General features: G+C 57.3%; 23 protein-coding genes. 6 read left to right on the top strand and 17 right to left on the bottom strand.

The genetic code is table 11. The annotated features are described in order from the left end of the window. Window positions 1-83: 83 nt before the first annotated feature. A complete protein-coding gene (gene csiE / locus EnteroDNA1_RS08380; RefSeq protein ID WP_047173875.1) occupies window positions 84-1,361 on the top strand; it encodes a stationary phase inducible protein CsiE in 1,278 nt (425 codons plus the stop codon). Here csiE and EnteroDNA1_RS08385 read toward each other — a convergent pair. Beyond that, window positions 1,356-2,501 carry a 3-phenylpropionate MFS transporter gene (locus EnteroDNA1_RS08385; protein ID WP_069303179.1) on the bottom strand — a complete coding sequence of 382 codons (1,146 nt, stop codon included), beginning with the start codon at window positions 2,499-2,501 and terminating at the stop codon, window positions 1,356-1,358. The genes csiE and EnteroDNA1_RS08385 overlap by 6 nt on opposite strands. A 173-nt stretch (window positions 2,502-2,674) precedes the next feature. Between EnteroDNA1_RS08385 and EnteroDNA1_RS08390 the strand changes: the two genes are divergently transcribed. Then, a complete protein-coding gene (locus tag EnteroDNA1_RS08390; RefSeq protein WP_029741147.1) occupies window positions 2,675-3,097 on the top strand; it encodes a DoxX family protein in 423 nt (140 codons plus the stop codon). Between the two features lie 54 nt (window positions 3,098-3,151). Here the strand turns inward: EnteroDNA1_RS08390 and glyA are convergent, their stop codons facing one another. Then, window positions 3,152-4,405 carry a serine hydroxymethyltransferase gene (gene glyA, locus EnteroDNA1_RS08395; RefSeq protein ID WP_008502165.1) on the bottom strand — a complete coding sequence of 418 codons (1,254 nt, stop codon included), beginning with the start codon at window positions 4,403-4,405 and terminating at the stop codon, window positions 3,152-3,154. A 304-nt stretch (window positions 4,406-4,709) separates the two neighbouring features. Between glyA and hmpA the strand changes: the two genes are divergently transcribed. Next, on the top strand, window positions 4,710-5,900 hold the full coding sequence (gene hmpA / locus EnteroDNA1_RS08400) for an NO-inducible flavohemoprotein (RefSeq protein WP_069303180.1): 1,191 nt from the start codon (window positions 4,710-4,712) through the stop codon (window positions 5,898-5,900). Between the two features lie 78 nt (window positions 5,901-5,978). On the opposite strand, the gene glnB is transcribed toward hmpA, so the two are convergent. The 5 genes from glnB to purL all read right to left on the bottom strand — a co-directional run bounded on the left by glnB (window position 5,979) and on the right by purL (window position 14,295). Continuing rightward, window positions 5,979-6,317 carry a nitrogen regulatory protein P-II gene (glnB, locus tag EnteroDNA1_RS08405; RefSeq protein ID WP_003860685.1) on the bottom strand — a complete coding sequence of 113 codons (339 nt, stop codon included), beginning with the start codon at window positions 6,315-6,317 and terminating at the stop codon, window positions 5,979-5,981. Window positions 6,318-6,382: 65 nt separating this feature from the next. Continuing rightward, on the bottom strand, window positions 6,383-7,720 hold the full coding sequence (gene glrR, locus EnteroDNA1_RS08410) for a two-component system response regulator GlrR (protein ID WP_023308835.1): 1,338 nt from the start codon (window positions 7,718-7,720) through the stop codon (window positions 6,383-6,385). Further along, entirely contained in the window at window positions 7,707-8,444 is a 738-nt protein-coding gene (gene qseG / locus EnteroDNA1_RS08415; RefSeq protein ID WP_033146230.1) for a two-component system QseEF-associated lipoprotein QseG, read from the bottom strand. The genes glrR and qseG overlap by 14 nt, the downstream gene beginning before the upstream one ends. A gap of 1 nt (window position 8,445) precedes the next feature. Next, the gene (gene qseE, locus EnteroDNA1_RS08420) at window positions 8,446-9,873 is read right to left on the bottom strand and encodes a two component system sensor histidine kinase QseE/GlrK (protein ID WP_069303181.1); all 1,428 of its coding nucleotides are present in this window, start codon (window positions 9,871-9,873) and stop codon (window positions 8,446-8,448) included. 534 nt (window positions 9,874-10,407) lie between these two features. Beyond that, window positions 10,408-14,295: a phosphoribosylformylglycinamidine synthase gene (gene purL, locus EnteroDNA1_RS08425; RefSeq protein ID WP_033146232.1), complete on the bottom strand. Its 3,888-nt coding sequence runs from the start codon at window positions 14,293-14,295 to the stop codon at window positions 10,408-10,410. Window positions 14,296-14,562: 267 nt separating this feature from the next. Here purL and mltF point away from each other — a divergent pair, with 267 nt between their 5' ends. Continuing rightward, window positions 14,563-16,113 (top strand): membrane-bound lytic murein transglycosylase MltF, encoded by a 1,551-nt coding sequence (mltF, locus tag EnteroDNA1_RS08430; RefSeq protein WP_069303182.1) that lies wholly within the window; start codon window positions 14,563-14,565, stop codon window positions 16,111-16,113. On the opposite strand, the gene tadA is transcribed toward mltF, so the two are convergent. Genes tadA through murQ form a run of 4 tightly spaced genes read right to left on the bottom strand, consistent with a single transcriptional unit; the run spans window position 16,001 to window position 19,470 of the window. Then, window positions 16,001-16,540 carry a tRNA adenosine(34) deaminase TadA gene (gene tadA, locus EnteroDNA1_RS08435; protein ID WP_069303183.1) on the bottom strand — a complete coding sequence of 180 codons (540 nt, stop codon included), beginning with the start codon at window positions 16,538-16,540 and terminating at the stop codon, window positions 16,001-16,003. The two genes, mltF and tadA, sit on opposite strands and share 113 nt — an antisense overlap. 24 nt (window positions 16,541-16,564) lie before the next feature. Further along, window positions 16,565-17,200, bottom strand: coding sequence for a phosphatidylglycerophosphatase C (yfhb, locus tag EnteroDNA1_RS08440; RefSeq protein ID WP_039263757.1), 636 nt, complete (start codon window positions 17,198-17,200; stop codon window positions 16,565-16,567). A 3-nt stretch (window positions 17,201-17,203) separates the two neighbouring features. Further along, entirely contained in the window at window positions 17,204-18,565 is a 1,362-nt protein-coding gene (locus EnteroDNA1_RS08445) for a PTS transporter subunit EIIC (RefSeq protein WP_069303184.1), read from the bottom strand. An 11-nt stretch (window positions 18,566-18,576) separates the two neighbouring features. Next, window positions 18,577-19,470 carry an N-acetylmuramic acid 6-phosphate etherase gene (murQ, locus tag EnteroDNA1_RS08450; protein ID WP_069303185.1) on the bottom strand — a complete coding sequence of 298 codons (894 nt, stop codon included), beginning with the start codon at window positions 19,468-19,470 and terminating at the stop codon, window positions 18,577-18,579. A 117-nt stretch (window positions 19,471-19,587) separates the two neighbouring features. Here murQ and EnteroDNA1_RS08455 point away from each other — a divergent pair, with 117 nt between their 5' ends. Both EnteroDNA1_RS08455 and EnteroDNA1_RS08460 read left to right on the top strand, forming a co-directional pair. Then, window positions 19,588-20,436 (top strand): MurR/RpiR family transcriptional regulator, encoded by an 849-nt coding sequence (locus EnteroDNA1_RS08455; protein WP_023333056.1) that lies wholly within the window; start codon window positions 19,588-19,590, stop codon window positions 20,434-20,436. A 46-nt stretch (window positions 20,437-20,482) separates the two neighbouring features. Continuing rightward, window positions 20,483-20,743 carry a YfhL family 4Fe-4S dicluster ferredoxin gene (locus EnteroDNA1_RS08460; protein WP_008502177.1) on the top strand — a complete coding sequence of 87 codons (261 nt, stop codon included), beginning with the start codon at window positions 20,483-20,485 and terminating at the stop codon, window positions 20,741-20,743. On the opposite strand, the gene acpS is transcribed toward EnteroDNA1_RS08460, so the two are convergent. The 6 genes from acpS to lepB all read right to left on the bottom strand — a co-directional run bounded on the left by acpS (window position 20,740) and on the right by lepB (window position 25,431). Continuing rightward, window positions 20,740-21,120 carry a holo-ACP synthase gene (gene acpS, locus EnteroDNA1_RS08465; protein WP_023294331.1) on the bottom strand — a complete coding sequence of 127 codons (381 nt, stop codon included), beginning with the start codon at window positions 21,118-21,120 and terminating at the stop codon, window positions 20,740-20,742. The genes EnteroDNA1_RS08460 and acpS overlap by 4 nt on opposite strands. Then, window positions 21,120-21,851, bottom strand: coding sequence for a pyridoxine 5'-phosphate synthase (gene pdxJ / locus EnteroDNA1_RS08470; RefSeq protein WP_032659491.1), 732 nt, complete (start codon window positions 21,849-21,851; stop codon window positions 21,120-21,122). The genes acpS and pdxJ overlap by 1 nt, the downstream gene beginning before the upstream one ends. Before the next feature lie 75 nt (window positions 21,852-21,926). Further along, entirely contained in the window at window positions 21,927-22,634 is a 708-nt protein-coding gene (gene recO / locus EnteroDNA1_RS08475; protein WP_039263761.1) for a DNA repair protein RecO, read from the bottom strand. Window positions 22,635-22,651: 17 nt separating this feature from the next. Next, a complete protein-coding gene (era, locus tag EnteroDNA1_RS08480) occupies window positions 22,652-23,557 on the bottom strand; it encodes a GTPase Era (protein ID WP_006176722.1) in 906 nt (301 codons plus the stop codon). Next, window positions 23,554-24,234, bottom strand: a complete 681-nt coding sequence (rnc, locus tag EnteroDNA1_RS08485; protein ID WP_003860711.1) for a ribonuclease III — start codon at window positions 24,232-24,234, stop codon at window positions 23,554-23,556. The genes era and rnc overlap by 4 nt, the downstream gene beginning before the upstream one ends. 222 nt (window positions 24,235-24,456) lie before the next feature. Beyond that, on the bottom strand, window positions 24,457-25,431 hold the full coding sequence (lepB, locus tag EnteroDNA1_RS08490) for a signal peptidase I (protein WP_069303186.1): 975 nt from the start codon (window positions 25,429-25,431) through the stop codon (window positions 24,457-24,459). Window positions 25,432-25,435: the final 4 nt, after the last annotated feature.

Below are 25,435 nucleotides of genomic sequence, written 5' to 3' on the forward strand. Positions count from 1 at the left end.
CTGAGTGAAAGGCCTGCCGGCGCGCTTTTCAGCGCTCATCCTTTAGCTATTCTTATCAAACATTCACACTGGATACCCGACAGATGATGACGACGCTTGAAATTCCATCTGTGCTTTCCAGTTCGCAGCGCCGCTGCCAGGTGCTTTTGATGCTTTACCTGCCCGATGCTGCCGTCACCGCACAGAGCATAATTGCTGCCAACGGGGTGGACGACGCGATGGCACGGCAAGATATAGCCGAGACGCGCGATGAAATCCAGCGCTATCACCGGCTGGACATCGTCACGCACCACGACGGCAGCTACCGGATTGAAGGCACAGCCCTGAATCAGCGTTTATGCCTGCTGCACTGGCTGCGCCGGGCGCTGCGGCTTTGCCCGCAGTTTGTCTCACACCAGTTTACCCCCGCATTAAAAACCGCGCTTAAACAACACGGCATTGCGCGACCGCTGTACGACGATGCGAACCTGCGGGCGCTGATCGGCTTCTGCTCCCGCAAGCTCCAGCGCCAGTTTGAATGCCGCGACGTCCAGTTTTTACAGCTCTATCTGCAATACTGTCTTATTCAGCACCAGCTCGGGAATACGCCACAGTTTTCTCACGTTCAGCGCAGCTGGACCCAGTCGAGAGGGGAATATTTTACGGCCCAGGAGATCGTGCGTCACTGGAGACGTCGCGTGCCGCAGGGAGCGCACGGGGATGAACAGCTGTTTCTGGCGCTGCTGTTTATGATGCTGCGCACGCCCGATCCGGTGCTCGATAAACACCAGCAGGATCAGCGCTTGCGCCGGGCCATCGTGCGCATGGTCGCCCGTTTTCGCTCGCAGACCGGGATGAACTTCAGCGATGAGCAAGGGCTGACCGATCAGCTGTATATCCATCTGGCTCAGGCGCTGGACCGCTCGCTGTTTGAAATTGGCATCGACAATAGCCTGCCGGAGGAGATCCATCGTCTCTATCCCCGGCTGTTACGCACCACAAAGGAAGCGCTGTTTGAGCTGGAAGCGGAGTTTGGGCTGCGTTTTTCTGATGAAGAGATGAGTCTTGTCGCGGTGATTTTCGGCGCCTGGCTGATGCAGGAGACCGATCTGCACGAAAAACAGGTGATCCTGCTGACGGGAGACGATAAAGCCAGCGAGGATCTGATTGAACAGCAGCTTCGCGAGCTGACGCTGCTGCCGCTTAATATTCGCTATCTGACGCTGCAGGCTTTCCAGAAAGAGGGGGCACCGCGCGAGGCTGCGCTGGTTATCACCCCCTACCCTACCGTCCTGCCGCTGTTCTCGCCGCCGCTGATACATGCCGTTGAAACATTGAACGCGCAGCAGCAAGAACATATTCGCGCCATGCTGGAATCATAGCGAGGCGCGAGCGGTCACTTTAGGGCGAACAACGATGGCGGGTAAGGCGACCAGCGCCATTACCCAGAAAACCCCATGCCCCAGGTGCTGGTAGAGGAATCCTGCAAAGACCGTCATGATCGCGATACTGCCCCCCATCGCGACCGCCGAATAGACGGCCTGCAGACGAATAACGTCTCCGCCCTCGCGCGCAGCGATATAGCGCATCGCCGCCAGATGGCACACGGTAAAGGTGCCGCAGTGAAGAATTTGCGCCACTATCAGCCACGGCAGATCGGTCGTCCAGCCCATAATCCCCCAGCGCGCCACGCCGCACACGGCGGAAAGCAGCAGGAGGTCTCGCGCACCAAAGCGACGGAACAGCTTTTTGCTCAGGGCGAAAATAATGACTTCGGCCACTACCCCCAGCGACCACAGATAGCCCACTGCGGAAGCAGAATATCCCGCCCCCTGCCAGTAGATGGCGCTGAACCCATAGTACGCCGCATGCGCTCCCTGTAGCAGACAGACACACGCCAGAAAACGCCAGCTCTGGGCCACCAGGCTCCGCCAGGCGGGCCAGCCTGCGCTCTCCTGATGGCGGCTTTCCCCTTGCGGCATCACCGACGGACGCAGCAGCATGCCCAGCAGCATTGAGGCAATACCGATACTCAGCAGGGCGAGAATGGCGCGGTAATCGTAAAGGCTGACCAGTTTGCCCACCAGCGCGGAACCAATCACAAAGGCAATAGAGCCCCACAGGCGCACGCGGCCGTAGTCCATGGTGATCTGCTTTTGCCAGGTGTTCGCCAGGGCATCCGTCAGCGGCACCAGCGGTGAGAAGAACAGGTTAAAGCCGACCATCACCACCATCAGCCAGGCAAACTGGTGGCTGACCCAGAAGCAGGCAACAAAGACCAGCGTCAGCAGAGCAAGAATACGCACGGCCTTGATCAGCAAGGAGGGATCGCTAACGCGCGGGGCAATCAGCAGGCTGCCGAGGAAACGCGCCACCAGCCCGGCCCCCAGCAGGACACCGATGGTCTCGGGAGTCAGGCCGATACCCTTGAGCCAGACGCTCCAGAAGGGCAGAAAAATACCGTAGCTAAAGAAATAGGTGAAATAACTGAGCGCCAGCCAGCGCGTGGAATGCAAGACCATGAATCCCTCCCGAAATCGAGGCCATAGTCTGGCGAGAATATAAAAATTAAGCAAGTAGATAGCCTGCTATAAATTAACGAAAAATTAACATCTTGTGCAGTTGTCTGGCTTATGGCAGGGAATGAAAATATGTATTACGTTTAAATTACTCCACTTGCAGAGGTTTTTCTGCCATGAACTCACTACGTTATTTCGATTTCGGTCAGTCACGTCACCTGCTGCTGCTGATTGGCCGCATCGCACTTGTCGTGCTGTTTATCATCTTTGGTTATCCAAAACTGACGGGGTTTAGCGGCACCGTACAATATATGACCTCGCTGGGTACGCCGATGCCCATGCTGGCGGCCATTATTGCGGTGGTGATGGAAGTCCCTGCTGCCATCCTGATCGTGCTGGGCTTTTTCACCCGCCCGCTCGCGGTACTGTTTGTATTCTATACGCTGGGCACGGCGATTATCGGTCACCATTACTGGGATATGACCGGTGATGCGGTCGTGCCGAATATGATTAACTTCTATAAGAACGTCAGTATTGCTGGCGCCTTTATTTTGCTGGCGATTGTCGGACCTGGAGCCATTTCCCTCGACCGGCGTTAAGCCATAAAAAAAGGCCGCAAGCGCGGCCTTTTTTATTTCTGCCAGGCAGAGGAATTATGCGTATACCGGGAAGCGTGCGCAGATATCCAGAACTTTACCTTTGACGCGCTCGATAACCGCTTCGTCATTGATGTTGTCCAGAACGTCACACATCCAGCCAGCCAGCTCTTTCACTTCCGCTTCTTTGAAGCCGCGGCGAGTCACGGCCGGAGAACCGATACGGATACCGGAGGTCACGAACGGGCTCTTCGGATCGTTTGGCACGCTGTTTTTGTTCACGGTGATGTTGGCGCGGCCCAGGGCTGCGTCAGCTTCTTTACCGGTCAGGTTCTTATCAACCAGATCCAGCAGGAACAGGTGGTTTTCAGTACCGCCGGAGACCACTTTGTAGCCACGGTTCAGGAACACTTCCACCATCGCTTTAGCGTTCTTAGCAACCTGCTGCTGATAAACCTTGAACTCAGGCTCCATCGCTTCTTTCAGCGCAACGGCTTTAGCCGCGATAACGTGCATCAGCGGGCCGCCCTGCGCGCTTGGGAATACAGCGGAGTTCAGTTTTTTGTACAGCTCTTCGTCACCGCCTTTCGCCAGGATCAGGCCACCGCGTGGACCCGCCAGGGTTTTGTGGGTGGTGGTGGTCACAACGTGAGCGTGTGGAACCGGGTTCGGGTAAACGCCAGCGGCAATCAGACCCGCAACGTGCGCCATGTCGACGAACAGGTAAGCACCGATGCTGTCTGCGATTTCACGCATTTTTGCCCAGTCAACGATACCGGAGTAAGCAGAGAAGCCACCGATGATCATCTTCGGTTTGTGCTCTTTAGCCTGCTTCGCCATGTCTTCGTAGTCAATTTTACCGGACTCATCAATACCGTAAGGGATGATGTTGTACAGTTTGCCGGAGAAGTTAACCGGGGAGCCGTGAGTCAGGTGGCCGCCCTGCGCCAGATTCATACCCAGAACGGTATCGCCCGGCTGCAGCAGCGCGGTATAGACCGCGAAGTTAGCCTGAGAGCCAGAGTGTGGCTGCACGTTCGCGTAGTCAGCGCCAAAGAGTTCTTTCGCACGGTCGATAGCCAGCTGCTCAACGATATCAACGTACTCGCAACCGCCGTAATAGCGCTTGCCCGGGTAACCTTCAGCATATTTGTTAGTCAGCTGAGAACCCTGCGCCTGCATAACGCGCGGGCTGGTGTAGTTTTCGGAGGCGATCAGTTCGATGTGCTCTTCCTGACGTACTTTTTCCTGCTCCATAGCCTGCCACAGTTCGGCATCATAATCGGCAATGTTCATTTCACGCTTTAACATCCGCATCTCCTGACTCAGCTAACAAGTAAATTTTGGCCTGAAAAGGCAGTCCTGTTGGACGACGGGCAACAGTATAACTGATTAGTTCTGTGATAACAGGTCTTGACAAACGATTTTACGCAAACGTTTTCCTGCGCGCCACGCAAGGGTTTGAGGAATAAAGCTCTCGCCCTTTCCAGCGGATTTCTTTTCAGGTTTGTGATGCATATTTTTCATCTTGCAAAGAACCATTTACAACGCAGGGGTATTTTTTATAAGATGCATTTAAAATACATCATTAAAGTCACATCAGAAGGATGCGCTCATGCTCGACGCTCAAACCATCGCTACCGTTAAAGCCACCATCCCCCTGCTGGTGGAAACCGGCCCTAAACTCACCGCCCATTTCTACGATCGCATGTTCACGCATAACCCGGAGCTCAAAGAAATTTTCAACATGAGCAACCAGCGTAACGGCGATCAGCGCGAAGCGCTTTTCAACGCCATCGCGGCCTACGCCAGCAATATTGAAAACCTGGCGGCACTGCTGCCCGCGGTGGAAAAAATCGCGCAGAAACACACCAGCTTCCAGATCCAACCCGAGCAGTACAACATTGTGGGTGGCCACCTGCTGGCGACGCTGGACGAGATGTTCAGCCCGGGCCAGGAGGTGCTGGACGCGTGGGGTAAAGCCTACGGCGTGCTGGCAAACGTGTTTATCAACCGCGAAGCGCAGATCTACAGCGAAAACGCCAGCAAGAACGGCGGCTGGGAAGGCACGCGCGCCTTCCGCATCGTCGAGAAAACGCCGCGCAGCGCGCTGATTACCAGCTTTGAATTTGAGCCAGTGGACGGACAGCCGGTTGCCGATTACCAGCCAGGCCAGTATCTGGGCGTGTGGCTGAAGCCTGAAGGCTTCCCGCATCAGGAGATCCGCCAGTATTCTCTTACCCGCAAGCCAAACGGCAAAGGCTACCGCATTGCCGTGAAGCGTGAGGACGGCGGTCAGGTCTCCAACTGGCTACACAACGAAGCTAACGTGGGCGACGTGGTCCATCTGGCCGCGCCGGCGGGTGATTTCTTCATGGCGGTTGAAGCGAATACCCCGGTTACGCTGATCTCTGCGGGCGTCGGCCAAACGCCAATGCTGGCGATGCTCGATACGCTGGCGAAAGCCAACCACGGTGCGCAGGTAAACTGGTTCCACGCTGCGGAAAACGGCGACGTGCACGCCTTTGCCGATGAAGTGAAAACGCTCGGGGCGTCCCTGCCGCGCTTCACCGCGCACGCCTGGTATCGCCTGCCAACGGATGCAGATCGCGCGGCCGCACGGTTTGACAGCGAAGGTCTGATGAATTTAAGCCAGATGGAAGGGGCGTTTAGCGCGCCGGACATGCAGTTCTACGTCTGCGGGCCGGTGGCGTTTATGCAGTATGCCGCGAAGCAGCTGGTGGAGCTGGGTGTGAACAAAGACAACATTCACTACGAATGTTTCGGGCCCCATAAGGTGCTGTAATGAAAAAGCCCCTCGTTCGAGGGGCTTTTTTTCGCCGGGTGGTTGCACCTTACCCGGCCTACAAAACCGTTGGCATTGTTAAATCGCGGCGTCGTCTTCTTCGCCGGTACGGATACGGATCACGCGCGCCACGTCAAAGACGAAGATTTTACCGTCGCCGATTTTGCCCGTCTGCGCGGTGCGGATAATGGTATCCACGCAGGTATCGACGATATCGTCGCTGACCACGATTTCAATTTTTACTTTCGGCAGAAAGTCGACCATGTACTCTGCGCCACGGTAAAGCTCGGTGTGGCCCTTCTGACGACCAAAACCTTTCACTTCCGTCACGGTCATCCCGGTGATGCCGACTTCCGCCAGCGCTTCACGCACGTCATCCAGTTTGAAAGGTTTAATAATCGCATCAATCTTTTTCATGGTGGGTCCTTAAACTCTTGCCTGTAAGCTGCCTCGTAATCGATTGCTCACAGTATCATACGGCATTACTCTTTAAAATCGTTTGCTTCCAGCTCGTGGCGCGACAGCAGCTTGTAGAACTCGGTGCGGTTGCGTCCGGCCATGCGCGCCGCGTGGGTCACGTTGCCTTTGGTTATCTGCAATAGCTTGCGCAGATAGTTCAGCTCGAACTGATTCCGCGCTTCCGCAAACGTCGGCAGGGCCGTGTTTTCCCCTTCCAGCGCCTGCTCCACCAGCGCATCGCTGATCACCGGTGAGGAGGTCAGCGCCACGCACTGCTCAATCACGTTCACCAGCTGGCGCACGTTACCCGGCCAGCCTGCGGCCATCAGCCGCTTCATCGCGTCGGTGGAAAACGCGCGCACGAACGGTTTATGGCGATCGGCCGCCTGGCGCAAAAGATGGTTCGCCAGCAGCGGAATGTCTTCCGCGCGCTCCGCCAGCGCCGGGATCTTCAGATTCACCACGTTCAGACGGTAGTAGAGATCTTCGCGAAACTCGTTGCGCGCCATCACTTTTGGCAAGTCGCGGTGGGTGGCGGAAATAATGCGCACATTAATATCGATATCGCGGTTGCTGCCCAACGGGCGAACTTTTCGCTCCTGCAACACGCGCAGCAGTTTGACCTGCAGCGGTGCGGGCATGTCGCCAATCTCGTCCAGGAACAGCGTGCCGCCTTCCGCGGCCTGGAACAGCCCTTCCCGGCTGCTCACCGCGCCGGTGAATGCGCCGCGGGCGTGTCCAAACAGTTCAGATTCGAGCAGCTGTTCCGGAAGCGCGCCGCAGTTAATGGCGATAAAGGCGTTTTTACTGCGCGGGCTGGCGTTATGGATCGCCTGCGCCAGGATCTCTTTCCCGGTTCCGCTCTGGCCGTTGATGAGCACGCTGACGTCGGACTGCGCCACCATCCGGGCCTGTTCAAGCAGACGCAGCATAATGGGGCTGCGGGTGACGATGGACTCCCGCCACGCTTCATCCCCCGCCGGGGCGGCATGTTCCAGCGCGCTGTCGATAGCCTTATACAGCGCGTCTTTGTCCACCGGCTTGGTCAGGAAGCTGAAGACCCCCTGCTGCGTCGCGGCAACCGCATCCGGGATCGACCCGTGCGCCGTCAGGATAATCACGGGCATACCCGGCTGCTGCTTCTGGATCTCCGCGAACAGCTGCAGGCCATCCATTTCGTCCATCCGCAGGTCGCTTATCACCAGATCGATTTTCTCGCGACTGAGGATCTTGAGCCCTTCCAGCCCGCTTTCAGCGGTCACGACGCTGTAGCCTTCGCTCACCAGACGCATCCCCAGCAGCTTTAACAGACCGGGATCGTCATCCACCAGTAAAAGATGGGCAGGTTTACGGCTCGTCATGCTTCACATCCTCTTGTTTCGGCGTATCGCTGTCCGGTGCAGCGGATGAGCTCCCCGGCTGATATTTGCGCGACGAGAGCTGCCTTTCGATATCCGTCAGGTTCTCCAGCTTACGCGTCGTGGTATCCAGCTGCGTACGTAAATGTTGCTGCTGTTGACGCAGCGTATCAAGCTCGCTGTCGGTTGACTGTTGCAGCTTGCTGTAGCGGGAGCGCTCTTCAGACAGCTGAAGCTGTAATGTCTGCCCATCGCGCCAGAGCTGGTATACCGGGCGTACCTGCACGGGAAGATTGACCACGTACGTGTCCAGTCGGGTCACATTGACGCGACGTTCAACGGGGGTGATTTTCGCATCTGCGAGTAAAATCCCGCGCTTGAAAGCGTCCTGCCAGGTGTCGTCATCCAGCATCGCCGCCTTCGAGCGGGCGTCTACCGGCGCCAGACGCTGGGCGCAATCTATCCCACGCAGCCAGAACAGCGGGTTGCTTTCAACGTCATGTCCTGACAGGTTCCAGATGTCGTCACAGCGGGTTGAGAGGAAGTCTGCCAGCTGGTTATCGGGCCATTTATCTTCCTGTTTATCGCTAATGGCACTTTGTGGCGCATGGGAAACACACCCTGCCAGAAATAAACAGGGCAGGCTCAGGCGAAGCGTTTTGCTGGAAAACACCGCACGTACGGCGCGGAAAAAGACGTGTGACATACTCACCAGACATAGATTCATTTTATTGATTTTTCCGGCTCAGGGGCAGTTCGATACGGAAGCAAACATCTGAACGTTCGTCCGCGGCAATGTTTAGCTCACCCTGCATGCGTCGAATGCAGTCCCGGGCGATGCTCAAGCCCAGACCACTTCCTTTAACCGCGCCTTTCCGCTGATGACTTCCCTGGAAAAAGGGTTCGAAGATCATGGTTTTTTCGTCATCGGGGATCGGGGTGCCGGTGTTTGCGACGTCAATAAAGACCCGTGAACCATTCGTATTACTTCGGATATAAATGTTACCGGATTCAGTACCATAGTGCACCGCATTGGAGTAAAGATTATCCAGAACGCTCATCAGCAGCATGGGTTCAGCCAGGCACGCAGGCGCATTCAGCTCAACGCCGGTATGCATCATTTTAGCTCTTGCTGGCAAGCTGTGGGCGGAGATCACCATATCCACCAGCGGCTCAATTTCAACGTTTTCCAGTACGACCGCCCCGTCAGCCAGCTTGCGGTTGTAATCCAGCAGTTGCTCAATCAGCTTTTGCAGATTGCGGCTGCTGTTATCCAGGATCTCAACAATTTCTTTCTGCTCTGGCGTAAGGGGCCCGGCCACTTCGTCCGCCAGCAGCTCCGTCCCTTCGCGCATGCTGGCCAGCGGCGTTTTAAGCTCATGAGAGATATGGCGCAGGAACTGATGGCGCTGTGATTCGAGCCACGCCAGGCGCTCGGACAGCCAGATAATGCGCTGGCCTACGGATCGCAGCTCGCGGGGACCTTTAAAGGCTACCGTATCCCCGAGCGATTTCCCCTCCCCCAGGCGGTTGATCATACGCTGAATGCCCTTTACCGGGCCGATGATCATGCGGGTAAAGAGCAGTACCAGCCCGAGGCTCACCAGGAACAGCACCAGCGCCTGCCAGCCGAAAAACTGGCCACGCTCGGCAATCTCCTGCTGGAGCTGCTGGCCGCGAGAGAAAATCACCGCGCGCGTAGACTGCACCATCTCGGTATTGGCGCTGGCAAAAGCTTCGAGGCGCGCGGCGGCAACGGCATCCGGGCCGCTGTTGCTGCACTGCAGCTGCGCGAGATCGTTCAAATCCTGACGTAACGCCTGATAGAGCTTGTCATCAGGTAAGACCCCCGCGTGAGCGTCCAGCATTTCGCTGTAGCGTTTACGCTGACTCTGATAAACCTTTTCCAGCGTCCGATCGTCAAGCACGCAATACTGACGATAGCTGCGCTCCATCTCCAGCGCGGCGTTGGTCATCGCTTCACTGCGTCTGGCGTCGATGAGCGTCGTACGGTTGGTCAAAGCCGCCTGCGCGCTCAGCGCGTTCAGGCTTTGCCACGCCTGCCAGGCAAGGATCAGCAGCGGCAGCAGGATCAGCAGGAAGGCCATCATGACGAGCTGCCGCAGGGAGCGGGGGAAAACGGGCCAGCGTTTCAACGCATTACTCTCTTAATGGGGGTTTACGCAGAGCGTAACTGAGTCTGCCCTTCAGATACAACAAAGCCGGGTAAAAACCCGGCTTTGTCATGGAATGAGGCGGTGCCTAACTCGACGTTTCGCCCGGGCCTGATAAAGCATCGCTATGATCAGTAGTTGGACGGCAGGCACCTTTTTGTGCGTCATTCGAAGTTTATGTAGCGCGTCCCGAAGGGGCTGACATAAGAAGGTGAATGAGCCACTGGTTAATATTATGCAACACCCGTGCCAGAATGCAAAACAAAATATTAACAGTTTGAAATATATGATTTTTACTCGTTTATCACGTTAATTATCGGTTGAATGATTTTCAGGCTAAGTGTCGCTATTCAGCAACACCTTAAGGGGAACCTTACCTGACATATATAAATCAAAGAGTTAAGTGTCTCCATTTGGAGACAGCCATATTGCGGGTCTGTCGCGTAATTGCGACACAAACAAAAAAGCCCGGTCGAGCTTTCGCTTACCGGGCCTGGAAGGGGGTGGGGCTAAAACTTAACCCAGCTGCTTACGCGCGTTGCGGAAGATACGCATCCACGGGCTGTCCTCGCCCCAGTTTTCCGGGTGCCAGGAGTTGCTCACGGTACGGAATACGCGTTCCGGGTGCGGCATCATGATGGTCGCGCGACCGCTTTCGCTGGTCACTGCCGTAATACCGTTGGCGGAGCCGTTCGGGTTAGCCGGATAGGTTTCCGTCACCTTGCCGAAGTTATCGACAAAGCGCAGCGCTACCAGGCCTTTGCTCTCCAGCTGAGCCAGATGCGCAGCGTCGCGCACTTCTACCTGTCCTTCACCGTGGGAAACGGCGATTGGCATCTGTGAACCGACCATTCCCTGCAGCAGCAGAGACGGGCTTTGGGTCACTTCCACCAGGCTGAAGCGCGCCTCGAAGCGGTCAGACTGGTTGCGCACAAAGCGCGGCCAGGCTTCGCTGCCCGGGATCAGCTCGCGCAGGTTAGACATCATCTGGCAGCCGTTACACACGCCCAGCGCCAGGGTCTGCGGACGGTGGAAGAAGGTTTCGAACTCGTCGCGCACGCGGCTGTTGAACAGGATGGACTTCGCCCAGCCTTCGCCCGCGCCCAGCACGTCGCCGTAGGAGAAGCCGCCGCACGCCACCAGCGCCTGGAAATCTTCCAGACCGGTACGCCCGGCCAGCAGGTCGCTCATGTGGACGTCGATAGCGTCAAAGCCCGCGCGGTGGAAGGCGGCCGCCATCTCAACGTGGGAGTTGACGCCCTGCTCGCGCAGCACGGCCACTTTTGGACGCGCACCCGTCGCTATGTACGGCGCGGCGATGTCTTCGTTGATGTCGAAGGAGAGCTTCACGTTCAGGCCTGGATCCTGGTCATTCGCTTTCGCGTTATGCTCCTGATCGGCACATTCCGGGTTGTCACGCAGGCGCTGCATCTGCCAGGTGGTTTCTGCCCACCACATGCGCAGCGTGGTGCGGCTTTCGCTGAACACGGCGTGACCGTCTGCTTCAATGACGAAGCGGTCGCCCTGAACGGCTTTGCCCAGATAGTGCACGCAGTCTGCCAGACCATGCTTCGCCAGAATCGCTTCAACCGCGTCGCGATCTGCCGCACGCACCTGAATCACGGCGCCCAGCTCTTCGTTGAACAGCGCCGCCAGACGGTCTTCGCCCAGCGTCGCAATGTTCGCTTCCACGCCGCAGTGGCCGGTGAAGGCCATCTCTGCCAGGGTCACCAGCAGGCCACCGTCGGAACGGTCGTGGTAGGCCAGCAGCTTACGCTGCGCCACCAGCGCCTGAATCGCGTCGTAGAAGCCTTTCAGCTGCGCCACGTCACGCACGTCGGCTGGCTTATCGCCGAGCTGGCGGTAAACCTGCGCCAGCGCGGTAGCACCCAGCGCGTTGTGGCCTTTGCCCAGGTCAATCAGCAGCAGGGCGTTGTCTTCGGTCGCAAGCTGCGGCGTAACGGTGTGACGCACGTCTTCCACGCGGGCAAACGCGGTGATCACCAGCGACAGCGGAGAGGTCATCTCGCGCTGCTCGTTGCCTTCCTGCCAGCGGGTTTTCATCGACATGGAGTCTTTGCCCACCGGAATGGTCAGGCCAAGGGCTGGACACAGCTCCTCGCCCACCGCTTTCACGGCTTCATACAGGCCAGCATCTTCGCCAGGGTGACCGGCTGCGGCCATCCAGTTTGCGGAAAGCTTGATACGTTTGATATCGCCAATCTGCGTTGCGGCGATGTTGGTCAGCGCTTCACCGACCGCCAGACGGGCAGAGGCAGCGAAGTCCAGCAGCGCCACCGGGGTGCGTTCGCCGAGAGCCATCGCTTCGCCGTAGTAGCTGTCGAGGCTCGCGGTGGTCACGGCGCAGTTCGCGACCGGGATCTGCCACGGGCCGACCATCTGATCGCGCGATACCATACCGGTCACGGTGCGATCGCCGATGGTCACCAGGAAGGTTTTCTCTGCCACAGCAGGCAGGTGCAGCACGCGGTTTACCGCTTCTGCCACGGTGATGCCCTGGCGATCCAGCGCTTTGCCGGCCGCTTTGCGGGTGGTTACGTCGCGGGTCATCTTCGGCGTTTTACCGAGCAGAACGTCGAGCGGCAGATCGATCGGCTGGTTGTCAAAGTGGGTGTCGCTTAAGGAAAGGTGCTGCTCTTCGGTCGCTTCACCGATGACGGCATACGGCGCGCGCTCGCGGCGGCACAGCTCGTCAAAAAGCGGTAGCTGATCCGCAGCAACCGCCAGCACGTAGCGCTCCTGGGATTCGTTACACCAGATTTCCAGCGGGCTCATGCCCGGCTCATCGCTCAGGATATCGCGCAGGTTGAAGCGCCCGCCGCGGCCACCGTCGCTCACCAGCTCCGGCATGGCGTTGGACAGGCCGCCCGCGCCCACGTCGTGAATGAAGAGGATCGGGTTGGCGTCGCCCAGCTGCCAGCAGCGGTCGATCACTTCCTGGCAGCGGCGCTCCATCTCAGGGTTGTCGCGCTGCACGGAGGCGAAATCGAGATCCGCATCAGACTGGCCGGAGGCCATAGAAGAGGCCGCGCCGCCGCCCAGACCGATGTTCATCGCCGGGCCGCCCAGTACGATCAGCTTCGCGCCGACGACGATCTCGCCTTTCTGCACGTGATCGGCACGGATGTTGCCGATCCCGCCCGCCAGCATGATCGGCTTGTGGTAGCCGCGCAGCTCTTCGCCGTTGTGGCTGTCCACTTTCTCTTCATAGGTACGGAAGTAACCGTTCAGCGCCGGACGACCAAATTCGTTGTTAAACGCCGCGCCGCCCAGCGGGCCTTCGGTCATGATATCCAGGGCGGTCACGATGCGCTCTGGCTTGCCGAAATCTTCTTCCCACGGCTGCTCAAAGCCCGGGATACGCAGGTTGGAGACGGAGAAACCGACCAGACCCGCTTTAGGTTTAGCGCCACGACCGGTCGCGCCTTCGTCACGGATTTCACCGCCGGAGCCGGTCGCCGCGCCCGGCCACGGGGAGATCGCCGTCGGGTGGTTGTGGGTTTCCACTTTCATCAGGATATGCGCGGGCTCCTGATGGAAGTCATAGCGCCCTGCTTCGCGATCGGCGAAGAAGCGGCCCACCTCGGAACCTTCCATTACCGCGGCGTTGTCTTTATAGGCAGACAGCACGTGGTCAGGGGTTTGCTCCATGGTGTTTTTGATCATTTTGAACAGCGACTTCGGCTGCTGTTCGCCGTCAATAATCCAGTCGGCGTTGAAAATCTTGTGGCGGCAGTGCTCAGAGTTAGCCTGCGCGAACATATAGAGTTCGATGTCGTTCGGGTTACGGTTGAGCTTAACAAACGCATCCTGGAGGTAGTCGATTTCGTCTTCTGCCAGCGCCAGGCCGAGACGCAGGTTGGCGTCAATCAGCGCCTGACGGCCCTGCCCCAGCAGGTCTACGCTCTGTACCGGCGCAGGCTGATGGTGAGAGAAAAGCTTCTGCGCGTCATCGAGAGAGGTAAATACGCTCTCCATCATGCGATCGTGCAGTTCAGCCGCAACCGCCTGCCACTGCGCGTCGCTCAGGGTAGAGGCTTCCACGTAGTACGCCACGCCGCGTTCCAGACGGTTAATCTGGTTCAGGCCACAGTTGTGGGCGATATCGGTGGCTTTGGAAGACCAGGGGGAGATGGTGCCCGGACGAGGCGTAGCAAGGATCAGTTTGCCGGTTGGCGTATGGCTGCTCAGGCTTGGACCATACTTGAGCAGGCGTTCCAGCTGTACGCGCTCCTCTGCATTCAGGGGGGCATTCAGGTCAGCAAAATGGACATACTCAGCGTAAATATTGCTTACCGGAAGGTCGGCCGCCTGAAAACGTGCCAGCAGTTTAGTGATACGGAAGGCAGACAGTGCAGGCGAACCACGCAGAATTTCCATCATAAGTCTCTCGTCTTCGAAGCGCCGGGGCGCTTACAGTGTGCGCAAGGGGGGAAAACGGGCGTCATTATAGAGAATCCTGAGCGCCGACGAAACCGTTTGCGTCGAAATAAAATTTGCACAGAGATTTAACAATAGATGTGACCTGTCTCTCTAATTGGTTGCCAAGTGGCGCAAGTTTACGCAAAATGCCGCTCATTCAATGGCAAACCTTATGATTAACATGGCTACAGCAGACTGAGGCAACCGGCGTCGCAGAGAATTAACTAATTGAAAAAATTAAAGATTAATTATCTGCTCATCGGCATTGTAACGTTGCTGCTGGCAGTGGCCCTCTGGCCTTCCATCCCCTGGTTCGGCAAAGCCGAAAACCGTATCGCCGCCATTCAGGAGCGGGGGGAATTGCGCGTCAGTACCCTCAACTCGCCGCTGATTTACAGCGACGTCAACGGCAAAATCATTGGCCTGGATTATGAACTGGCACAACAGTTCGCCGATTATCTTGGCGTGAAGCTTAAAATCACCGTCCGCCAGAATATCAACCAGCTTTTTGACGACCTCGATAACGACGATGCCGATATGCTCGCCGCCGGGCTGGTGTATAACAGCGAGCGCAGTAAGAACTACCAGCCAGGCCCGACCTACTACTCCGTTTCGCAGCAGCTGGTTTACCGCGTCGGGAGCCTGCGCCCGCGCTCGCTGTCCACGATTAACGATCGGCAGCTGACGATTGCGCCCGGCCACGTGGTGATTGACGATCTGCGGGAGCTCAAGGAGAAGAAATATCCCGACCTGAGCTGGACGGTGGATCCGAAACTCGGCACGACGGAGCTGCTGGAGCAGGTAAAAGATCAGAAGGTGCCTTACACCATCGCCGATTCGGTCGCGATCAGCCTGTTCCAGCGCGTTCATCCTGAAATCGCCGTGGCGCTGGACGTCACCGACGAGCAGCCCGTGACCTGGTTTAGCCAGCTTGATGACGATCAGACCTTCTCTGCCGCGATGCTTGATTTCTTCAACACCATCAATGAAGACGGTACCCTGGCGCGTCTGGAGGAGAAGTACCTCGGGCACGGCGATGACTTTGACTACGTTGACACCCGCAGCTTCCTGCGCGCGGTAGACAGCGTCCTGCCGGACCTGCAGCCGTTGTTCGAAAAATACGCCCAGGAGATTGACTGGAAACTGCTGGCGGCTATTTCGTATCAGGAATCCCACTGGGATACCCAGGCCACGTCGCCCACGGGCGTACGCGGTTTGATGATGTTAACCAAAAATACCGCGCTGAGCCTGGGCGTGAACGATCGTACCGATGCCGAACAGAGCATCAGCGGCGGCGCGCGATACCTGCAGGACATGATGGCTAAAGTACCGGAAACGGTGCCGGAAGAAGAGCGGATCTGGTTTGCGCTGGCGGCCTATAATATGGGCTACGCGCATATGCTTGATGCGCGAACGTTGACGGCAAAAACGAAAGGTAACCCGGACAGCTGGTCAGACGTTAAGCAGCGCCTGCCGCTGCTGAGCCAGAAGCCATGGTATAACAAGCTGACATACGGCTACGCACGCGGACATGAAGCCTACGCCTACGTGGAAAATATCCGTAAATATCAGATTAGCCTGGTCGGGTATCTGCTGGAGAAAGAGAAAGAGGCGACGGAGGCCAAACAGCTGGCTCAAAGTTACCCTGTCGTAGCGCCGGACGAGCTTAATCGCCCGACAGCTTCAGTTCTGCCTTTTGCTGCTTTTTCTGCTGACGGCGCATTCGAAAGAAATCGCTTAACAGCCCCGAACACTCTGGTGCAAGCACCCCACCGATAGTCTTCACCTGGTGGTTCATACCCGGGTGACCCAGCACGTCCATCAGCGAACCGGCCGCACCGGTTTTTTCATCCCGCGCCCCAAAGACCAGAGTCCCGATCCGGCTGTGCACCATCGCGCCGGAGCACATCACGCACGGCTCCAGCGTCACATACAGCGTGGTATCAAGCAGGCGATAGTTTTGCAGAACCAGACCGCCCTGGCGAAGCGCCATAATTTCGGCATGCGCAGTAGGATCGTGGCGACCAATAGGACGGTTCCACCCTTCGCCAATCACCTGGTTGTTATGAACCAGCACCGCGCCCACGGGCACTTCGCCCTCGTCCCAGGCGCGTTGAGCCAGCGTCAGCGCGTGGCGCATCCAGTATTCATGATTGTGTTCAGGGTTGGACAAAGGCTGATACTCCAGTCGAAAAGCGGGCGGCATTATACACGCCAGTTTTAGAGAAGACTATTCGAGTTGCTGAAGTTCGCCTGATGGCGTGACGCGCCAGCGGTGCTGGCAAAAATAGAGCAGCGGGTTGTCCTGCTTGCTGTCGCTGTAGCCGCTGTACAGGCGCAGCGGCGTACCGATGCGTTTTTCCAGCTGGACCACTTTTTCATGTCCCAGGCAGCGCAGGGTCAGCACCCAGCCGCCGTAACCGCGGGCAATTTGCGTGGCGATAAGGTTCACGCGCGGAAGCCAGGGGGTATCAAAGTAGACCTGCTCCACCAGCGTCTGCGGGGAGCCGGTAATCAGCCAGATGTCGGCATCGTTCGCGTCGAGGTAGCTGGTCAGGCGCGCCTGCACCACCGGAAAGGCGGCGACGTGGCCGCGGAACCAGTGCGCAAAATCCTTTTCGAGCTGCTTAAGCCGCGCTTCGCTGTGCCCAAAGGTACATCCCCACAGCAGCAGACTCATCGGCCATCGCGCCGCCCGGCCTTTCACCAGCAGCGCGATCCCGATAACCGGTAAGAGCGGCAGCACGAGCAGCGCATTCAAAGGCTGACGCCGCAGCAGGTAACGCATAAACGTACCAAACATATCCTGCTGATGCAGCGTTCCATCCAGGTCGAAAAAGACAACGCGACGCGCGTGATTTGCCAAACCTTACTCCTCTGGTTCGTTGAAACCTAACAGCCAGGTAAACAGGAACCCGGCGATCACCGCTACTAAATAGCCTAACAGATAGAGCATCACTTTTCCGGTCACGATGGTTAATGCCAGCGGTAAACCGGAAAGACCAAAGGTGATCACGGTGGCGACTTTCCAGTAGCTGATCAGCGCCCCGCCTACCGCGCCGCCCAGACAGGCGGCGAGGAACGGTTTACCCAGCGGCAGCGTAACGCCGAAAATCAGCGGCTCGCCGATGCCGAGCAGTCCGACCGGGAGCGCGCCTTTAATCATTTTTTTCAGACGCGCGTTGCGGGTTTTCATCAGTACGGCAATCGCCGCGCCGACCTGCCCCACCCCCGCCATCGACAGGATAGGCAGCAGCGCGTTATAGCCGTGCGCCTGCACCAGCTCGACGTGGATCGGCACCAGCCCCTGATGTAGCCCCGTCAGCACCAGCGGCAGGAAGGTACCTGACAGCACAGCGCCAACCAGCAGCCCGCCGCGGTCAATAGCCAGAGACGCACCGTGAGCGATGGCTTCAGAGATCCATCCGCCTAGCGGCTGGAGGGCCACAATCGCTACGCTACCGGTAATCAGCGTGGTCAACAGCGGGTTGAGAATCAGCTCGATCGAGCCAGGCAGAACCGCTCGCAGCCTTTTCTCGATCCAGCACATCAGGATGACCACCAGCAGCACGGCAATCACCCCGCCGCGCCCGGGCTGGAGCGCCTCGCCAAACAGCGTGATCTGCGCCAGCTGCGGGCTGGACAAGATGCCCGCCATTACCCCGCCCATCGCCAGCGATCCGCCAAACACCTTCGCGGTATTCACCCCGACCAGAATGTTCATAATGGCGAAAACAGCGCTGCCGAAGATCCCCAGAATCCCCAGCAGGTTCGGATACTGCGTGGCGAAATCCCCCACAATATCCGGTCGCTTGAGGATATTGATGATCCCGGTGATCAGGCCGGAGGCAATAAACGCCGGGATCAGCGGAATAAAGACGTTTGCCAGCTGACGCAGCGCATCGCTCATGGGGGCTTTGTATTTGGCCTTTGCCTGCGCTTTGGTGCGCTCCGCATCGTCAATCGACGCGCTCGCGCTTACGCCCATCAGCGCACGCATGGCATCAACAACCTGCGCCGCTTTCCCCGGCCCGACGATCAGCTGATGCTGCTGCCCCTGTTTAACGTAGCCGCTGACGCCGGACAGCTGCTTCAGGCGCGGCACGTCGAGTTGGTCGTCGTTATGCACCTCGACGCGCACGCGCGTCATGCAGTTTTCGAGACGCTGAATGTTTTTTTCCCCACCGATTCCCTGCAGGATATCGCTGGCGAGCGCTGCTGTTTTGTCCATAGACGCCTCTGTTAGTTTTCTAATGCCGCCCGTAAGAAGCCGCTATGCGCATCGAGTTTGGCTCTCGCGGCCGCCGCATCCAGCCCGCTCAGGATCATCAGAATGGCCGGTTTAACATCGTGATCGGTCTGCTTGAGTACCGCTTCTGCCTCTTCACGGCCTGCGCCTGTCGCCTCCATCACCATGCGGCAGGCTCTGTCCACCAGCTTGACGTTGGTGGCCTGCATATCCACCATCAGGTTCTGATAAACCTTGCCGAACTTCACCATCGCGCCGGTGGAGATCATATTGAGCACCAGCTTTTGCGCGGTCCCGGATTTCAGGCGCGTGGAGCCGGTGAGCGCTTCCGGCCCGACAACCGGAGAGATAGCAATAGCGGCCACCTGCGCAATCGGTGAGCCAGGGTTACAGGAGATGGCGACCGTCGTGCAGCCCGTCAGGTTGGCGTATTCCAGCCCGCCAATGACGTACGGGGTACGCCCGGATGCCGCCAGCCCGACCACCAGATCCTTCGCGGTCAGATTCAGCCCCTTTAGATCATCCTCACCCAGCTGTTTGTTATCTTCCGCACCTTCAACGGCTTTCAGCAGCGCACCGGGTCCACCGGCAATCAGCCCAACGACCAGACCGTGCGGCACCCCAAAGGTGGGCGGACATTCTGACGCATCCAGCACCCCAAGACGCCCGCTGGTGCCCGCCCCCATGTAGATAATGCGACCGCCGGCCTTGAGGGCTTCCGCCGCCGCATCGACAGCTTTCGCCACCTCGGGTAATGTCTCTTTCACAGCCTGCGCGACCAGCGTATCCTGTTGATTAAAGCGGTTAACCAGCTCCAGGGTGGAGAGCGCATCCAGATCCATGGTTTGCGGGTTACGCGTTTCAGAAACAAGTGAGCCAAGATTCATTTTTGTACCTCAAGAATTTTTAATTCATAATAATCACACTATAATGGAATATAAAATTCATTCAGGCGAGCAAAATTCGTATTTGCGCAGATAATCACATTTTCGCCAGGAGACCGTATGAACTGTTTAATTCGCATTCGCCAGCGCTACGCAGGCTTTGCCCAAAGCGACAAGAAGCTGGCGGATTTTCTGCTTTCTCAACCCGATCGCGCGCGCCATCTCAGCTCGCAGCAGCTGGCGAGTGAAGCCGGCGTGAGCCAGTCCAGCGTGGTGAAGTTTGCCCAGAAGATTGGCTTTAAGGGGTTCCCCGCCCTCAAGCTGGCGATCAGCGAAGCGCTGGTGAGCAACCCCAACCCGCAGTCCATGCCGGTGCATAATCAGATCCGCGGCGATGACCCGATGCGGCTGGTCGGCGAAAAGCTGATCAAAGAGAACGTGGCGGCCATGCACGCGACGCTCGATGTAAACACCGAAGAGAAGCTGCTGGAGAGCGTGGCGATGCTCCGCGGCGCGCGGAGGATCATTCTGACCGGTATCGGCGCATCCGGACTTGTGGCGCGTAACTTTGGCTGGAAGCTGACGAAAATTGGGCTTAACGCCATCGTCGAGCAGGATATGCACGCCCTGCTGGCAACCGTACAGGCAATGGATCCTGACGATCTGCTGCTGGCCATCTCCTACTCCGGCGAGCGCCGTGAAATCAACATGGCAACTGATGAAGCGCTGCGCGTCGGCGGTAAAATTCTGGCGATCACCGGTTTTACGCCGAATGCCCTCCAGCAGCGGGCAACGCGCTGTTTATATACCATTGCCGAAGAGCAGGCCACGCGCAGCGCGGCTATCTCGTCCACCAGCGCGCAAATGATGCTGACGGACCTGCTGTTTATGGCGCTGGTGCAGCAGGATCTGGAGCGCGCGCCCGAGCGCATTCGTCACAGCGAAGAACTGGTAAAGAAACTGGTTTGACGCGTATAATGCCCGCCCGGTTTGTGTTGTTTCTGAGAATTTCCTGATGGCGCTGTTAATTACCAAAAAATGCATTAATTGCGATATGTGCGAGCCCGAATGCCCGAACCAGGCGATTTCGATGGGCGACAGCATCTATGAGATTAACAGCGACCGCTGCACGGAATGCATCGGCCACTATGAAACGCCGACCTGCCAGAAAGTGTGCCCGATCCCGAATACCATCCTGAAGGATCCGGCCCACGTCGAGAGCGAAGAGCAGCTATGGGATAAGTTTGTCCTGATGCACCACGCGGACAAACTTTAACTTTCGATGATCACCGTCGCGCTGGCATAGTGACGTTCATCCGCGATCGTCACGTGCATATGATTCACCCCCAGCTTTTCCGCCAGCTTTTGCGCTTCTCCCCACAGACGCAGGCTCGGTTTGCCCAGCTCATCGTTAAACACTTCGAACTGATTAAACGCCAGGCCGTTACGAATGCCGGTCCCGAAGGCTTTGGCCGCAGCCTCTTTTACCGCAAAGCGCTTTGCCAGAAAACGCACCGGCTGCTGATGGGCTTCCCAGATGGCCCACTCGTTATCGCTCAGCACGCGTCTTGCGAGGCGATCGCCGCTACGGGCGATCACCGCTTCAATGCGGGCTATTTCAACGATATCGGTGCCTAAGCCCAGAATGGCCATTACTGACGCGCTTCCTGCATCAGGCGTTTCATTTCTGAAACCGCCTCTTTCAGGCCGCTCATCACCGCACGGCCAATGATGGCGTGGCCGATGTTCAGCTCGTGCATTTCCGGCAGAGCGGCAATGGCCTTCACGTTGTGGTAGGTCAGGCCGTGACCGGCATTAACCTTCAGTCCCAGGCTTGAGGCATACGTGGCCGCTTTGGCAATACGCTCCAGCTCTTTGGCCTGTTCGGCATCATTTTTGGCATCGGCATAGCAGCCGGTGTGGATTTCGATATACGGTGCGCCCACGTCGGCCGCCGCTTTAATCTGGGCGAAATCGGCGTCGATAAACAGAGAAACCAGGATACCGGCATCCGCCAGGCGCTTGCAGGCATCGCGCATTTTGTCGAGCTGACCGGCCACGTCCAGACCGCCTTCGGTGGTTACTTCCTGGCGTTTTTCCGGCACCAGGCAGCAGAAGTGCGGTTGGGTCTCGCAGGCAATCGCCAGCATCTCTTCGGTGACCGCCATCTCCAGATTCATACGGGTGTCCAGCGTCTGGCGCAGAATGCGCACGTCGCGATCGGTGATATGGCGACGGTCTTCACGCAGGTGAACGGTAATGCCGTCAGCGCCAGCCTGTTCAGCGATAAACGCCGCCTGAACCGGATCGGGATACGCCGTGCCGCGCGCATTACGCAGCGTGGCGATGTGGTCGATGTTGACGCCTAACAGTAATTCAGCCATGACAATCCTCGGTATTTTGGTTCATTTCTCTTCCCCCTCTCCCTCCGGGAGAGGGCTGGGGTGAGGGGTAAAACGTTAACGTTTCGGCACAAACTGCCTGAATAATTCGCGGCTCTTTAAGGGCTTGCCGCCAAGATACGGCTTGAGGGCAATCCGGGTAAAGCGTTTTGCTGCGCGCAGGGTGTCCAGATCGGGAAACTCGCGCTCATACAGCGCCCGGAGCTGGCGCCCGGTAAAGGTGCTGTTGTCTATCACGATACTGGCAATGAAGCCCTTTTCTTCGCGGTAGCGGTAGGTCATAGTGTCTTCTATCTCATCACCGCTGCCCGCGCAGTGCAGAAAATCTACGCCGTATCCGAGGTGGCCCAGCAGCGCCAGTTCAAAACGACGCAAGGCGGGTTCGGGCGTGCCGGTTGCGCCAGCCAGCGACTGGATACAGTGCAGATAATCGAAGAAAAGTTCAGAGAAGCGGGTCTCATGTTCAAGAACGCGTGAGATGAGTTCGTTGACATACAGACCGCTGTAGAGCGTGATGCCGGAAAGAGGAAGCGCCAGGGAGACGGCTTCAGCACTGCGCAGGGTTTTCACTTCCCCTCGCCCACCAAAGCGTACCAGCAGCGGCGTGAAAGGCTGTAGGGCGCCTTTCAGATTAGAACGTTTGGAACGTGCGCCTTTCGCAACAAGGCGCACGCGGCCCGACTCTTCCGTGAAGACGTCCAGCATGAGGCTGGTTTCGCTCCAGGGACGACTATGCAGGACAAAGGCGCGCTGCCATCCATCCATATGCTCGTCGTCTTAAGTTACTGGTCTTCGCCGTAACCGAGGCTGCGCAGAGCACGCTCATCATCGGCCCAGCCAGATTTCACTTTCACCCATAGTTCGAGGTGAACCGGCGCTTCGAACATTTCCATCATGTCCTTACGGGCTTCGATACCGATGGTTTTGATCTTGGCCCCTTTGTTGCCGATAACCATCTTCTTCTGCCCTTCGCGCTCAACGAGGATCAGGCCGTTGATATCGTAGCCACCGCGCTCGTTGGTCTGGAAACGCTCGATCTCTACCGTTACGGAGTAAGGCAGTTCAGCACCCAGGAAACGCATCAGCTTTTCACGGATGATTTCAGACGCCATAAAGCGCTGAGAGCGATCGGTGATGTAGTCTTCCGGGAAGTGATGAATCGCTTCCGGCAGATGCTTCCGCACGATGCCCGCGATGGTATCCACGTTCAGGCCGGTCTCAGCAGACAGCGGAACGATATCAAGGAAGTTCATCTGGCTACCGAGCCACTGCAGATGCGGCAGCAGGTCGGCCTTTTCCTGCACGTTATCAACTTTGTTGACCGCGAGGATAACCGGCGTTTTGCCGTCACGGAGCTTGTTCAGCACCATCTCGTCGTCCGGCGTCCAGCGGGTGCCTTCCACAACGAAAATCACCAGCTCTACGTCGCCGATCGAGCTGCTCGCCGCCTTGTTCATCAGGCGGTTGATGGCACGCTTCTCTTCCATGTGCAGGCCCGGGGTATCGACGTAGATCGCCTGATACGCGCCTTCAGTATGGATGCCGACGATGCGGTGACGCGTGGTCTGCGCCTTACGCGAGGTGATTGAAATCTTCTGCCCAAGCAGATTATTCAGCAGGGTGGATTTGCCAACGTTCGGACGTCCGACGATGGCAATAAATCCGCAATAGGTTTTCTCTTCGCTCATTCCAGCTCCAGCATTTTTAACGCCTGTTCGGCGGCAGCCTGTTCAGCCTTACGACGGCTTGAACCTGTGCCCACCACCGGTTCACTCAGGCCACTGACCTGGCAATGGATGGTAAATTCCTGATCGTGCGCTTCGCCACGCACCTGCACCACCAGATAAGACGGCAGCGGCAGATGACGACCCTGCAAATATTCCTGCAGACGCGTTTTTGGATCTTTTTGTTTATCGCCCGGGCTGATTTCGTCCAGACGGGTCTGATACCAGTTCAGGATCAGCTTTTCTACGGTCTGGATATCGCTGTCCAGGAACACACCACCAATTAATGCTTCGACCGTATCGGCAAGAATAGATTCACGACGGAAGCCGCCGCTTTTCAGTTCACCCGGTCCAAGACGCAGACATTCGCCCAGCTCAAATTCGCGCGCGATTTCCGCAAGGGTATTACCCCGAACCAGCGTGGCACGCATGCGGCTCATATCACCCTCGTCCACACGCGGGAAACGATGATAAAGCGCATTCGCAATCACGAAACTTAAAATAGAGTCGCCTAAAAACTCGAGACGCTCATTATGTTTGCTGCTGGCACTGCGGTGGGTTAATGCCTGTTGCAACAACTCCTGATGATGAAAAGTGTAGCCCAGCTTCCGTTGAAGCCGATTAATTACGATGGGGTTCATGCGATACCAATAAATGAATGCGTCAAAAATGCAGCACACGAAACCGACCTGAGAAAACCAACGCGGTTTCGTGTGCCGTGGCACCCTTGCAGGGCCAACCTTAAACTTCGGGGGAATATTCTATACACAACGACAGGGGATGTCGTTAGTTCGAAGAGATTTATCGTGGAAATAATTCACGTAGCCGCTAATTAAAGCGGCTACGCGTTCATTTATTGAGAATTAATGGATTCCGCCGATACGATTCAGGCGTACACCGGTCGGCCATTCGCCTTCCTGCTTCTCAAAACTCATCCAGATGGCGGTGGCTTTACCGACCAGATTCGCTTCCGGCACAAAGCCCCAGTAACGGCTGTCCGCAGAGTTATCGCGGTTGTCACCCATCATGAAGTAATGTCCTGGCGGTACAATCCAGCTCGCCAGCTGCTGGCCAGGCTGGCGATAGTACATACCCAGCTGATCCTGCGCGATTGGCACGGTGAGGATTCGGTGCGTCACATCGCCCAGCGTCTCTTTGCGCTCAACCAGACGGATGCCGTCCTCTTTGGTTTCACCTTTCGAAACCTGGAAGAACCCGCTGGTCGCTTCGCCGCCGTTACGACGGGCAAAGGTCTGCACAAAGTCACTTGGCTCAACGTTTGAGTAAGTGATTGGCAGCGCGTTTTCACAGGCGGTACCGGAGCTGCAGCCCGGCTGAACGGTGACTTCTTTCGCAACCGGATCGTAAGTGACTTTATCACCCGGCAGACCTACCGCGCGCTTGATGTAGTCCAGGCGCGGATCTTCCGGATATTTAAACACCACGATGTCGCCACGTTTCGGATGACCGGTTTCGATCAGCGTTTTCTGGTAGATAGGATCTTTAATGCCGTAGGCAAACTTCTCTACCAGAATAAAATCACCAATCAGCAGCGTTGGCATCATTGAACCTGATGGGATTTGGAACGGCTCGTAAATAAACGAACGTACCACCAGCACAATCGCCAGCACCGGAAATACCGAGGCGCCCGTTTCCAGCCAGCCCGGTTTCGGGCCGACTTTCTTCAGGGTTTTCGCGTCAATCCCATCTCCAGTGGCTGCCTGAGCGGCAGCCTGACGTTCACGACGTTTTGGGGCGAAGATAAACTTATCCAGACACCACAGCAGACCTGTTACCAGGGTAGCAATGACCAGGATCAGGGCAAACATGTTCGCCATGCCA

Origin of the sequence: Enterobacter sp. HK169 (assembly GCF_001719105.1) — a bacterium.
Classification (GTDB): domain Bacteria; phylum Pseudomonadota; class Gammaproteobacteria; order Enterobacterales; family Enterobacteriaceae; genus Enterobacter; species Enterobacter asburiae_B.